A 13,099-nucleotide genomic window follows, 5' to 3' on the forward strand; every position below is an offset into this window, starting at 1 on the left:
CCTCGCCAAAAGGAGACACTCTCTATGACCAAGATTCTGTGCCCACTCTCGGACTGTGGCAACTGGGATGACGGTTTCTGTGCTGCCGAGACGATTCGCCTGAGCGAAGAAGGCTATTGTTTGACCTACGAAGAAGTGGGCCAGGTAGCTGCGGACACAACTGAAGACCAATGGGAAGACGACGATCTGGATCTCGACCTGGATGAGGACGAGGACTGGATGGATGAAGAAGACGATGAAGATGAAGAAGATGAAGACGACTGGAGCGACGATGGGGATGACGATGACGTCTCGTCTTGGTAGCTGTGTGATGTGTACTGCAAGCGGGCACGAATTGCGCCTGTTTCCTTAATCGGAAAAGTGAAGTCTATTCCCGCTTGCAGTATAACTGCAACAAAAAAGCCAGGCTTTTGGGCAAAGCCTGGCTTTTTTGTTGCCATCGGCGCGCGGCTCAGGGCCGACGCCGGCGCAGCAAGAGAAACGCGACAACCCCGACGAGCAAGATGCCTGCGCCCAAGAGCAGAGATTGCGCGTTGTTGATGGAGGCGGGGGTAGCCGCCGTGGCCACGCTGACCTTACCCGCGCTGATTTCGCCCGGCAAGGCTGTGCCACCCGCGCCGGCCAGTTGCAGCTTCTGCAGTTGCAGATCCAGGTTGCCGTTGGCTTTGGCCTTCCAGCGCAGCGTGACCATCAGGCCATCACCACCGGCGCCGGCTTGCTGACCCAGGGTATAGGCGCCAATGGTGGCGCGGCCGCCCTCTTTGGCCAGGGCGGGGCCGAGCTTGGCCGGGCTGCGGCCAGAGCTGCCCAGCCAGGGGCCGAGATCGAAATCGCTCAATTCCACCAGATTGGCATCGTAGAGTACGTCGAACTGGAAACCCAGGACTGCCTCCGCGCCTTCGATGGTGACATCGGTCGTGAATTCACTGCCAGCCACGACGCCGGCTGGCGGCGGGTTGAGCGTAACGACCGCGCCCGCGGCCAAGACGGTGGCGGGCAGGAGCAGCAGCAGGGCAATAACCAGGTAGCTTGTCGTGCGTGTCAGTCGCATCAATCTCCTCCGATTCGTTGGTGTTCAAGGCCTGCGTGTGCGCAGGAAAGCGATCAGCGCAGCCGCAAGCAAAATGATGCCGCCGACGAGCAGCGCCAGGATAGGGGCCGAGGTAGCCAGGGGAGACGCTTGCGCAACAGGGCTGTCAATCGTGGTCTGGATGCCTTCGGTCTGGTCGCCACAGGCGCCGCCATCGAAGAGATCCGCGTCGGTGAAGGTGTAAGGCTCATTGTTGACGTCAATGATGTCGCTGACCCCTTCACCAAATTGCTGGGCGCCGGTACGCAAATCAACCACAAAACCCTCGCGGCAGTCTGCCCAGTGCAGAGTGGCGATGACCAGCACATCCTTGACCAGGCCGGCCGGGATGCGCGTGGTGCAGAAGCCGTGGATGACATAATTGTTGGGTGAGCCAAGCGCCGCTGGGTCTGGCTCGTGCGAGATGTTCGAGGTAAAACCACAGTCCAGCGCCTCCCATTCCGGCCCAGAGGTAATCCCCGCCAGGCGTCCACGGCTCTGGGAAATTGAAATAGATATCCCAAGAGATGGCCGGTTGCGCGCCGGGGTTGGTGCCCACGTTGTGCGCGATGATTTGGGAGGTGGTGGCATCTATCGGCTTGACAGACAGGGTGGTGGGGCCGGGGGAGGCCGCCGCCAGCCAGGGCAGCAGGAGTAAACTCAGGCAGGCAGCAATGGCAGCAATGGATGATGATACAGTAACAAGAAAACGTTTCATGGTCCGTCCGCGGTTGAGCAGAAAAACAACAGGGGCAGCCCTGTCGGCAAGGCTACCCCTGTGAGTCACGAAGACGCAACAGCTTAGTGCTTGCGCATGCCCTTGAAGGCCACGCCAGCCACAGCCAACAGGGCCGCTGCGCCGGCCAGCGCCGGGTAGAGGGCGTTGGCAATCGGCGCCACGGGGCCGGCCGAGATGTTCGCCAACTGCACCGCGGTTGGGTTGCCGCACGCGCCGCCGTCGGTCAGTTCAGCATCCGAGGGGAAGTACGGATCGTTGAAGCGGTCAACAACGTCGGTCACCTCGTCGCCGAACGCATCATCGCCGCTGTCCATGTCCATGAGGAACCCAGTAGCCGGACAGCCGCTAAAGGTGAGTGTTGCAATTAAGACGTCACTACCGGTCACAGGAGTGGTCGGAGTAGCAGTACAGAAACCACTGATGTAGTATCCATGCGCCCGCCAATCGCCGGTTGACCGGCTCATAACCGTCGTAAAACTGCACGGAGACATGGCAGTCCACGCTGGCCCAGGGACAATAGTGATGGTCGGGTACGGCATGGACACACTCGCCGGCAAGCGGAAGTAGACATCCCACGAGATGGCGCCATTACCGGCGGTGCCGCCGTCTGTAATGCCGTCGGCGCGGATCTCTGCAACACTCGGATTGGCCGTTGCACGCCAACGCAGGGTTGGCGCTCCAGGAGCGGCCGGGCTGGCGCTGGCCATGGACGCAACCAGCAGCAGGGCGACCAACGCACCGAGAATAATAAATCGGCGTTTAATCATCATGACATTCCTCCTCTGACGATAGTGAACGGAATCTGAACAAAGCAAGAAACATTGACTCGCCCATGCGTCCAAACTGAATCTAGCTGGCGCAGCTCATGGGGCAGTAGCGAGTCGAACATCTACAGTGTCCAAGTTGTTTAGCATTCACGCACGCTGTCGTCGTGTTTGACCGAGCTTGGCGACAAACCGCCGTGACATCCAGTGAATTGATCAGTGGGCCACCCAACGTTGCATCGTTAACGGTAGTTGCCACCGACAGCACTGCCGCACCGACAGCCGATCCACTTGCCAACCACCGCATTGACATCCAGTGAGTTGATCAGCGGGCCGCCGGCGCTGGTGTCGTAGCGGCTGAACACAGCTACCGAGCCGCCGGTCTGATTGGTCAGGGCAATGACGGTGCCATTGATGTCAACCAACTGGGTCTCGGCCAGGGTCACGGCGGCGGAGCCACACGTGGCAGAAGGCTTGACGCTCACGGTGGAGAGGAGGCCGTCAGCCGCGTTGCCCGGAGGATTGCCGGCGCCCCAGGAGTAACCACCCCATTTGACGGCGTCGGTAGAGACGGCCTTGAGGGCCGGTGTGCTGCTGTCACCAGTCTGTTGGCGGGTGCCGCCGTTGGTGAGGTAAGCGCCAATGTTGATGGAAATGTCAGCATCGGCTGAGCTGAAGCGACCGGCGGCCCAACTGAGTTTGGTCTCATAGCCACCCAGGCCGGCGCTCAGGCCGCTGACGTTGATTGCCACAGGCACTGCGCAGTTGTGTCCATTCCACACTTGCGCACCAGAGCCTACGGCTAGAGTCCCGGCGTCTGGTGATGCCGGGAGCGCGGGGGCCGCAGTAGCTACGACCAAGAGAGCTAGTAGCCCCACCACGGCTGCCAGTCGCCCGAGGGTTACACGATTCATGTTGCGCCTCCTAATACAGAAATCTGAAGGTGAGAAATTGGTGTGTGGGGAAGCGAGCTTGGCCATCAGCCTACATGCTCAGCCACACGATTTTAACACAGGGCCGTGAATTTGTCCAGTACCACGTTTGTACTAAATCCCGGCGCTTTGCCTGCGCTTTGTTACTCGCTGCCCCGGCCATGCGCTTGCGAGCCGTCTGGACAGCCATCTGGGGTGGAGCCACGATTCGTTATCATGACACCGTCAGTCCAAACTTTGTTACAGGGCTCTTCACGCCTCGATATGCTCAAAGAGATGAACAGCGTCTCTTTCTTGCAGGCGAATCCGACGCGCTTTGCAGCCCGGCACTGCCTTGAACCTCCTTAAGTGCCTTCTTGTACCTCCTTGAACCCCCTTGTCTCGCGGCCCGGACGTTTAGCCGGACTTTGACGAATCGTGCAAAGCATTGTATTATCCCCATCGCTGCAATGGGGGTGGATGGGTCCCGGTGGGCTCCCCGGTCTTCAAAACCGGTGACGGGTGCTCGAAGCGGCCGTGGTGGGTTCGACTCCCACCCACTCCCGCCTCCTGGGCTGACGCGTGGATCAGACAGCGTATGTTAGCAGACCGCGGGGTCATCATTCTGCAAGCTAAAATCCGAACTGCGTCGCACTCGTGAATCATGCAAATACAGATCAACTGGGAAGACCAGGCACCACAGATTATGGCGGCGGTTGTTTATCCCTACCCTGACCTGGGCCGGCTATGGCTGCGCGTGGCGCTCAGCGCGTTTGCCGAGTATCCCAACCTGGATGTGATCATTACCGACCCTGCGGGCAACCAGGTCGCAACTCTAAGCGTGATAGAGGTACGCGAGCAGGAAGTTGCCTACACCTTGCACTTGCGCCAGGCGCCGCAGCCTGCCGCGATCTACCAGGCCCATTTCCTCCTCACGCGTGGCGATGTGACGCTGCACCGGTCAACGATTGATTTTCCCCTGGCCTTTGTCGAGCCGGCAAGCTGAACGCGCGATCAGCAGCACGGCCAATTTTCTTGATGGGGAGGGAAGATGGGAAAGAGGGAGAGAACCCATGAATCGTGAATACCACAAATGGTATAGCCCAACGCTGAACCGGGAGATGGAATTGCTGGTCTTCGGGCACGGGGGGGCGCGCATGATTGTCTTTCCAACCTCGCGCGCCCGTTTCTTTGAATATGAAGACCGGAGCATGGTCGCGGCGCTTGGCGATCACATCGAGAGCGGCAGATTGCAGCTCTTTTGCGTGGACAGCGTGGATGCCGAGAGTTTCTACGCGCGCGCGGCACATCCTAGCGGACGCATCGTGCGCCACCTCCAATACGAGCAATACCTGATCCACGAGTTGCTGCCCTTCGTGTGGTCCAAGAACCTGACACCGTTTACCATTGTGCATGGCTGCAGCTTCGGAGCCTACCACGCCATCAACTTTGCCCTGCGCCACCCGGAACTGGTCAACCGAGCCATTGGGTTGAGCGGCAAGTATCAGATGCGCGGTTTCTTCGATGGCTATGACGACGATAACATTTACTCCAACAACCCCAGTGACTACGTGCCCAATGAGCATGACTCCGGACGGCTTGAGCAGATTAAGAAAGTTGACCTGATCATGGTCATCGGTGAGCATGACCCGGCATACCAGAACAATCGCGAGCTATCCAGTGCGCTGTGGAGCAAGAATATCTGGCACGCTTTTCGGTCGTGGAACGGATGGGCGCACGATTGGCCCTACTGGCAGCAAATGATCCGCAGGTACATCGGCGGCGCCTGAATGGTCGCCGCAAGCAGCTACGTGCTGACCGAGCGCTTGACAGTCAAGCGGCCAGCCGTCCGCATACAACATCATGCAGGAGGAACAGATGACAGACATCAAAAAAGTTGGCGTCATGGTGGGCCGTGAGTGGTCTTTCCCCCCCGCTTTCATCGAAGAAGTCAACCGCCGCAATGTCGGCGTCTACGCGGAGTATGTCAAACTTGGCGGCACGGTGCAGAACGAGCCGAATGAGTACGCGGTGATCGTAGATCGCATCTCGCATGAGATCAAATACTATCGCACCTATCTGAAGAATGCCATCTTGCAGGGTACGTACGTCATCAATAACCCCTTCTGGTGGTCGGCTGACGATAAATTCTTCGAGGCGTCGTTGGCCACGAAACTTGGCGTCGCCAGCCCGCGCACGGTGGTGCTTCCCAACAAGGGCTACGTTCCGGGCGTCGTCAGCGAAAGCCTGCGCAACTTGAAATACCCCATTGACTGGCAGGCCATTGCCGACTATGTGGGGATGCCTGCCATCTTGAAGGATGCCTGGGGCGGCGGCTGGCGCGATGTCTACAAGGTCAACACGATTGATGAGCTGATCTACCATTACGACCAGAGCGATCAGTTGTGTATGATTGTGCAGGAATTCATCGCGTGGGATCACTACGTGCGCTGCATGTGCATCGGCCAGGAGACCATCCTACCCATGAAGTATGACCCGCACGAGCGCAAGTATCATGTGGAACATGCACACTTGGACCCTGATCTGGGCCGGCGCGTGGTGCATGACGCCCGTCTGCTCAACCGGGCGCTGGGCTACGATATGAATACGGTCGAATTTGCGGTGCGCGATGGGGTACCCTATGCCATTGACTTCATGAACCCGGCGCCCGACATGGACATCTACTCCCTGACACCGCACTATTTCGAATGGGCGCTCAATGCCATGAGCGACCTGGTCATCAGCCGGGCCACCCAGCCTGTCTGGCAGGGCTACCAGTACCCGTGGGGCAAGCTGGTACGACCGTAGATTACAGAGGAAGGGCCAATGAGCGCCGAGACCAACATCACCGATGTCATCGCGTACTACCACGATCTGTGTACGCCGGCCATGGCAGCCGCAACCTGGAGCGAGCTGGAACAGGGAATGCGCGACCGCCGTCTGTTTTTCGGCGACCGCCCGCTATGCACCGTTTTGCGACCCCACCTGCTGACGCAAGCGCAATGGGACTACGTCGTGGGCGTGTGTGAACAGCTGCTGAGCGCGTTCAACAAAATCTACAACGCCATGATGGCCGATGCCTCGTTACGGCAGCAGGTGGCGCTGACGCCTACCGAAGAGTATTTGATCACGCTGGAGACCGGCTATGATACACCGGTGCCCACCGCGCGCCTCGATTCCTTCTTCAGCCATGACGGCACGCTGCATTTCGTCGAGTACAACGCCGAAAGCCCGGCGGCCATGGCCTACGAGGATGTCCTCTCCGAGGTCTTTCTGCAGACGCCGCTGCTCAGGAAGTTCCAGGAGCGCTACCCCCTGCAACCACTGTGGGCGCGCCAGCACGCGGTAGATGCCATCCTGGAGATCTACTACGCCTGGCGCGGCAACCGCGGGGCGCTGCCCACCATCGCGATTGTGGATTGGCACGGCGTCCCCACGGCCAACGAGTTCATCCTGTTCCAGGAATACTTCGCCCGGCAGGGCATCCAGTCTGTCATCGTCAGTCCGGACGAGCTGGAGTATCGTCACGGCGCCATGATCGCGCACGGCGCCGGTGGGGGGCTGGCGGTTGATTTCATCTATAAGCGTGTGCTGTCCACCGAACTGCTGGAGCGCTACGGCCTGAATCATCCGATCATCCATGCGCTGGCCGATGGCAAAATCTGCATGATGAACCCCTTCCGCTGCAAGCTGTTGCACAAAAAGGCCAGTTTTGCCGTGGTCAGCGATGAACGCAATCAGCACTTCTTCACGCGCGCCGAACAGGCCACCCTCGCTGCCCACATTCCGTGGACGCGCATGATCGAAGAGCGCAAGACTCTCTTCCACGGCCAGGAAGTGGATCTGCTGCCCTTTGCGCTGGAGAACAAGGACCGCCTGGTCATCAAACCAAATGATGAATACGGCGGCAAAGGCGTTGTCATCGGTTGGGAAACCGATCGCACGGCCTGGGAGCAGGCCCTGCAGACCGGTCTGCCGGAGAATGCCGTCCTGCAGGAGCGGGTGAAAATCGCCTACGAGGACTACCCGACCTTGACCAGTAACGGACAGGTGGAGATCAGTCGGCGCCTGGTGGATTGCGACCCCTTTGTGTTTCATGGGCGCATGATTGGCGGCTGCCTGACCCGACTCTCCACGGTGACACTACTCAACGTGACCGCCGGAGGCGGTTCAACGATTCCCACCTTCGTGGTGTGATCCACGGTGCATCTCGAACCGCAGGGAATGGCAGAAGATTTAACGGGAGGCACGCGATGGCCCAACAGCCCAGCCTGAACATTGGCATTAGCGAAGAATACCAGATCATTGACCCGGAGACGCGCGAACTGCGTTCGATCATCTCGCGCGTGATGGATAGCGAGCGGCTTATCCTGCGCGAACAGGATGCGCAGGGGGACGTCCTGGTGGAATTGCCGGCCACGCTGGAGATGGGCACGCCTGTGTGTGCCAACATCAAAGAAGCGCGCCAGGCCCTGGTGCAGCAGCGGCGGGGAGTCATGAAACTGGCCGAGAAGCGCGGGTATGTGGTGGCCCTGGCCGGCACGCACCCGATCACCTCCTGGCGCACACCCGGCATTCCGCGCCCCGGTCACATCGAGGGTTTGGTGTCGGGACGTGACATGCTGGCGCAGCGACTCCTGATCTTCGGCACGCATGTGCATATCGGCATCGAAGACCCGGAACTGTGCATTGACGTGATGAATGTCATCCGCTACATGGTGCCGCACATGCTGGCTCTCAGCACCAGCTCGCCATTTTGGAGCGGTCGCAACACCGGGTTGAAATCGTACCGCAACGTGCTGCTTGAAAACTTGCCGCGCAGCGGCATCCCGCACCACTTCGCCTCGTGGAGTGAATACCGCCAGTACGTTGACATGCTGCTGGCTACCCACTGCATTGATCACGAACGCCAGATCTACTGGGATTTGCGGCCCCATTGGCGCCTGCCCACGCTGCAATTCCGTGTCTTCGACGCCTGCACCACCATAGATGAAGCGCTGGCCGTGGCCGCACTGGTGCAGGCCACCGTGGCCTGGCTGGTGGAACTGCGGCGCCACAACATGATGTTCCGCGACTACACGCGCAGCCTGGTCGCCGAAAACAAATGGCGCGCCGTGCGCTACGGCCTGGATGGCAAGCTGGTGGACTTTGGCAAGGAACAGCAGTTCTCTGCCAAGCAACTGGTGCGCGAGCTGTTACGTCTGGTTGACCCGGTAGTGGATGAACTGGGTAGCCGCGAGGAGCTCGAGTTCGCCTATTCGATCATCGAACAGGGCACCAGCGCCGACCGTCAGTTGCGCATCTACGAGGAGAACAACCATGACTTGCGGGCCGTGGTAGACTATTTGATTGCCGAAACACGCAAGGGGCTGGACTGAGAGGACTATTTATGGTAAAGCGACCATCACTGACCATTGGCGTCGAAGAAGAATATCAGATCATTGATCCCTCCTCGGGCGATCTGAAGGCCGCCATCACCGAACTGATGGAGCAGACCGGCGCCCAGAACGTGGAAAAAGGGGTGCTCAAAGAGCATGGCATCAAGCCAGAGATGCACCAATCCATGGTAGAGCTAGGCACGCCCATCTGCCAGAACGTGACACAACTGGCGGACGAGCTGCGCAGCCAGCGTGCGTCCATCATCAGCCTGGCTGCAGAGCACAACCTGGCGATTGTGGCCGCGGCCACGCATCCGTTCTCGCACTGGGCGCAGCAGGAAATCACGCCGTTCGACCGCTACAAGGGCGTGGTGCAGGACATGCAAATCCTGGCGCAGCGTCTGCTCATTTTCGGCATGCATGTACACATCGGCATCGAAGATCGCGACTTCGCGATTGATTGCATGAACGTCGTGCGCTACATGCTGCCGCACGTTCTGGCTCTCTCCACCAGCTCGCCTTTCTGGCTGGGGCAAAATACCGGCTTCAAGTCCTATCGCAGCATCGTCTTCGAGGATTTCCCGCGCTCCGGCGTGCCAGAGCGCTTCGAGTCATGGGGCGCATTTCAGCGTTTCATTGACCTGCTCATCAACACCGGCTGCATCCCCAACGGCTCCAAGATTTGGTGGGATGTGCGGCCGCACTACTCCTTCCCCACCATTGAGTTTCGCGTGTGCGACATGGTGACGCGGGTGGATGAGGCCATTGCGATTGCAGCCCTCTTCCAGGCCATGGTGGCCTGGTTGTGGGAGCTGCGACGGCGCAACATCACCTTCCGCATCTACCGCCGCGACTTCATCGAAGAAAACAAACGTCGCGCCGTGCAGCATGGCATTGATGGCAAATTGATTGATTTTGGCAAGAATGTCGAAGTGCCCACGCGACAACTGGTGCGTGAGATCCTGCGCCTGGTAGACGAACAGGTGGAAGAACTGGGTAGCCGCGAAGCCATCGAGCCGATCTACCGCATCCTCGAACATGGCACCAGCGCCGACCGCCAGCTCAGGGTGTTCGAGAAGACGCACGACATCCGCGCGGTGGTGGATCATCTCATTACAGAAACCAAAATGGGAATTTAGGGTCTGAACCTCTCCCACGGTGGTGCAGACTCGATTATCCCTCGCGGTCCTTGGAGGCCTTACGTCTCTGGTCCGAAGCTAAAATGCGTTTGCGCATGCGAATGTTGCGCGGCGTCACTTCAACCACCTCATCGTCGGCAACGAACTCGATGCAGTCATCCAGGCTCATGATGCGATGCGGCGTCAGGCGAATCTGAATCTCGCTGCTGGATGCGCGCATGTTAGTCAACTGCTTCTTCTTGCAAACGTTGACTTCCATGTCGCTGTCGCGGCTGTTCTGGCCCACAATCATGCCTTCATACACATCCCGATTGGGGCCGATAAACAGGATGCCGCGGTCCTCGGCATTTTTCAGGCCATAGGTCGTCGCGATGCCCGCCTCCCAGGCGATCAAGCTACCGTGCGTGCCCGTGGCGATCGGCCCGTAGAACGGCTCGTACGCGGCAAACAGGGTGTGGAGGATGCCGTTCCCCTTGGTCATGGTCATGAAATCGTTGCGAAATCCGAGCAGGCCGCGCGTCGGCACCTTGTAGTGCAAATAGACGATGCTGTTCTCGCTGTGGCGCATGTCCTGCAACTGTGCCCGCCGCATACCCAACATCTCCACGACCGCACCCAGCCACGGTTCCGGCACTTCGATGAAAGCTTCCTCGATCGGCTCCAACCGTTCGCCGGTTTCTGCATCGGTACGGAAGATCACCTCAGGCTTGCTCACCTCGAACTCATAGCCCTCACGGCGCATCGTTTCGATCAATATCACCAGGTGTAATTCACCGCGTCCAGACACCAGGAAAATTTCGGCCGAGTCGGTCTCGTTGACGCGCAGGCTGACGTTGTGCTCCAATTCCTTGAACAGGCGCTCGCGCAGCTTGCGGCTGGTGCTCCAGGTGCCCTCACGCCCGGTGAAGGGGCTGGTGTTCACGCCAAAGGTCATGCGCACCGTCGGCTCTTCGATGCGGATGGGCGGCAGCGGGTGCGGGTCATTGGCATCGGCAATCGTCTCGGACACGGTGACATCAGGCAGCCCGGTGATCGCGACAATGTCGCCGGCCTCCACCTCTTCCTGCTCGACGCGCTGCAGGCCCTGGTGCGTAAAAACCTGCGCCAGACGCCCGAAGGTCGTCTGGCCGCTGGGCGTAATCACCGCCATCGGTTGCAGGCGCCGCATTCGTCCGGCAAACAGGCGGCCGATCGCAATGCGTCCCTTGTAGTCGTCGTAGGCCAGCAGCGTCACCAGCATCTGCGCCGGGCCGTCCATGTTGACGGAGGGGCCAGGCAGGTACTCCAGGATGCGGTCGAGCAGAGGGGTCAGGTCAGGCGCCAGGTCTTCCGGCGTGTCGCCAGCGCGCCCATTCTGGCCAATGGCATAGATGACCGGATAAGAAGCCTGCTCGTCGGTGGCGCCCAGATCAATGAAGAGATCGAAGATGGCATTGGTGACCCAATCGGGCCGGCTGTCCTTGCGATCCACCTTGTTGACCACGACGATGGCGCGATGGCCCAGTTCCAGCGCCTTGCGCAGCACGAAGCGCGTCTGCGGCATCGGCCCATCCACCGCATCCACCAACAAGAGAACGCCATCCACCATGTTGAGCACGCGCTCCACCTCGCCGCCAAAATCGGCATGGCCGGGCGTGTCCACGATGTTGATCTTGACATCCTTGTAATAGACCGCGGTGTTTTTGGCGAGAATCGTGATGCCACGCTCGCGCTCCAGATCGCTCGAGTCGAGCACCCGATCTATCACCGTCTGGTTGTCGCGGAAGACCCGCGTCTGCTTGAGGATGGCATCCACCAGCGTGGTTTTACCATGATCCACGTGCGCAATGATGGCGATGTTGCGGATGTCGTTTCTTGTTGTCAGGTTTAGTTCAGCCATGTTTTTATATTTCCGCTCATTTTCTTCAGATGATTCCCACAAAAAGAGACCCTCACCCGGCGGCAAGGGCCTCTGGCGTCTCTTGATTTCAGGGATAGATCGGCTAGTAGCGAATGACCACCGGCATGCCGATGTAGGCCAGGCTGTACAGTTGGGCAGCCGTTGTGTTGTCCAACATGACGCAGCCAAAGGTGATGGGGGTGCCCACCAATCCGGCCCACACCTGGCCCCCGTTTGGATACCAGGGCTGGCCATGAATTCCATTCTCGCTGGAACCGGCCCAGTAGATACCCAGCCAATAGGGCATCCAGAACTGCCAGCGCGAACCCCACGCGTTGCGAATCTTGCTCTGCACGCGGAACGTGCCGGCCTTGGTGCCCGAACCTTGACGCCCGGTGGAGCAACGCCAGGTGTTGAGCAGCGTGTTGCCAGCGTACAGTTGGCAGCGCTGCGCGGAGATGCTGACCTGGAAGCGCAGATTGCGACTGCCGCCCGGATAGGTGGTCGCGCCACCGCTGCTGCTGGTCGCCCCCGCACTGGGAATACGCAGGCGTTGGCCAACGATGATCAGGTTGGCGCTGCGGATGCCGTTGGCCGCCATGACCGCGGACACCGTTATGCCATAACGGGCGGCTATGGCGCTCAAAGAATCGCCACGCGCCACCACGTGGACGCGAGCGCCGGTCGTAGTGGCGCTGCCGCCGGCGGCCGGCGCACTGCCGTTGACCCGCAGACGCTGGCCCACGATGATCCGGCTGGCGTTGGTGATGCCGTTCAGCGCCATCAGGTTGGCGACCGTGGTGTTGTAGCGCGCTGCAATGGCGCCCAGGCTATCGCCAGGCTGCACCACGTAAACCCCAGTGGTCGTGCCGGCGCTGGTCCCAGCACTGGCGCCGGGGATGCGCAGCCGCTGACCCACGTAAACCAGGTTGGCGTTGGCAAGGCCATTGGCCGCCATGATCGCTTGCACCGTGGTGCCGTAGCGCTGGGCAATGCTGCCCAGGGTTTCACCCGCCTGCACCACATGGATCGCATTCAGAACGGGTTGCTCGCTGGGGAGAGCGAGGGCGGGCACGGCAGTCGCCAACAGCAGAAGCAGCGTGAGCGCGACCTGTGCGAATCTACGTTTCGTCATGTCTTCCTCCTCTCGGCCTGACCCAATCAACGCCAACTGTCATAAGGCTACATCATATTCATATTCAGACAACGATTTTAGCACC

Annotated in this window: 13 protein-coding genes and 1 tRNA gene; 8 read left to right on the plus strand and 6 right to left on the minus strand. The window is 59.8% G+C overall.

The window, feature by feature from the left end; translation table 11 throughout:
- Positions 1 to 24: 24 nt before the first annotated feature.
- The gene (locus IPF85_RS03635; protein WP_343406702.1) at positions 25 to 303 is read left to right on the plus strand and encodes a hypothetical protein; all 279 of its coding nucleotides are present in this window, start codon (positions 25 to 27) and stop codon (positions 301 to 303) included.
- A 148-nt stretch (positions 304 to 451) separates the two neighbouring features.
- Here IPF85_RS03635 and IPF85_RS03640 read toward each other — a convergent pair whose 3' ends face one another.
- The 4 genes from IPF85_RS03640 to IPF85_RS03655 all read right to left on the minus strand — a co-directional run bounded on the left by IPF85_RS03640 (position 452) and on the right by IPF85_RS03655 (position 3,486).
- Positions 452 to 1,051 (minus strand): cohesin domain-containing protein, encoded by a 600-nt coding sequence (locus IPF85_RS03640; protein WP_343406703.1) that lies wholly within the window; start codon positions 1,049 to 1,051, stop codon positions 452 to 454.
- 24 nt (positions 1,052 to 1,075) lie between these two features.
- The gene (locus IPF85_RS03645) at positions 1,076 to 1,660 is read right to left on the minus strand and encodes a hypothetical protein (RefSeq protein ID WP_343406704.1); all 585 of its coding nucleotides are present in this window, start codon (positions 1,658 to 1,660) and stop codon (positions 1,076 to 1,078) included.
- Positions 1,661 to 1,870: 210 nt separating this feature from the next.
- Positions 1,871 to 2,578 carry a hypothetical protein gene (locus tag IPF85_RS03650; RefSeq protein ID WP_343406705.1) on the minus strand — a complete coding sequence of 236 codons (708 nt, stop codon included), beginning with the start codon at positions 2,576 to 2,578 and terminating at the stop codon, positions 1,871 to 1,873.
- Between the two features lie 236 nt (positions 2,579 to 2,814).
- Positions 2,815 to 3,486 carry a hypothetical protein gene (locus IPF85_RS03655; protein ID WP_343406706.1) on the minus strand — a complete coding sequence of 224 codons (672 nt, stop codon included), beginning with the start codon at positions 3,484 to 3,486 and terminating at the stop codon, positions 2,815 to 2,817.
- Between the two features lie 469 nt (positions 3,487 to 3,955).
- On the opposite strand from IPF85_RS03655, the gene IPF85_RS03660 reads away from it, so the two are divergent.
- From IPF85_RS03660 to IPF85_RS03690, 7 genes are all read left to right on the plus strand, one after another.
- Positions 3,956 to 4,049, plus strand: a tRNA-Sec gene (locus IPF85_RS03660).
- Positions 4,050 to 4,189: 140 nt separating this feature from the next.
- Positions 4,190 to 4,489 carry a hypothetical protein gene (locus IPF85_RS03665; protein WP_343406707.1) on the plus strand — a complete coding sequence of 100 codons (300 nt, stop codon included), beginning with the start codon at positions 4,190 to 4,192 and terminating at the stop codon, positions 4,487 to 4,489.
- Positions 4,490 to 4,556: 67 nt separating this feature from the next.
- A complete protein-coding gene (locus IPF85_RS03670) occupies positions 4,557 to 5,273 on the plus strand; it encodes an alpha/beta hydrolase-fold protein (protein WP_343406708.1) in 717 nt (238 codons plus the stop codon).
- Between the two features lie 88 nt (positions 5,274 to 5,361).
- On the plus strand, positions 5,362 to 6,291 hold the full coding sequence (locus IPF85_RS03675) for a hypothetical protein (RefSeq protein ID WP_343406709.1): 930 nt from the start codon (positions 5,362 to 5,364) through the stop codon (positions 6,289 to 6,291).
- A gap of 18 nt (positions 6,292 to 6,309) precedes the next feature.
- Entirely contained in the window at positions 6,310 to 7,680 is a 1,371-nt protein-coding gene (locus IPF85_RS03680; RefSeq protein ID WP_343406710.1) for a hypothetical protein, read from the plus strand.
- A gap of 56 nt (positions 7,681 to 7,736) precedes the next feature.
- The gene (locus IPF85_RS03685) at positions 7,737 to 8,861 is read left to right on the plus strand and encodes a carboxylate-amine ligase (protein WP_343406711.1); all 1,125 of its coding nucleotides are present in this window, start codon (positions 7,737 to 7,739) and stop codon (positions 8,859 to 8,861) included.
- Between the two features lie 11 nt (positions 8,862 to 8,872).
- Positions 8,873 to 10,000 (plus strand): carboxylate-amine ligase, encoded by a 1,128-nt coding sequence (locus IPF85_RS03690; RefSeq protein WP_343406712.1) that lies wholly within the window; start codon positions 8,873 to 8,875, stop codon positions 9,998 to 10,000.
- Between the two features lie 34 nt (positions 10,001 to 10,034).
- On the opposite strand, the gene typA is transcribed toward IPF85_RS03690, so the two are convergent.
- Complete coding sequence (typA, locus tag IPF85_RS03695; RefSeq protein ID WP_343406713.1) at positions 10,035 to 11,879, minus strand: translational GTPase TypA; 1,845 nt, start codon at positions 11,877 to 11,879, stop codon at positions 10,035 to 10,037.
- A gap of 103 nt (positions 11,880 to 11,982) precedes the next feature.
- Entirely contained in the window at positions 11,983 to 13,014 is a 1,032-nt protein-coding gene (locus IPF85_RS03700) for a LysM peptidoglycan-binding domain-containing protein (RefSeq protein WP_343406714.1), read from the minus strand.
- Between the last annotated feature and the right edge of the window lie 85 nt (positions 13,015 to 13,099).

This window comes from Candidatus Amarolinea dominans, from assembly GCF_016704685.1.
Classification (GTDB): Bacteria; Chloroflexota; Anaerolineae; order SSC4; family Amarolineaceae; genus Amarolinea; species Amarolinea dominans.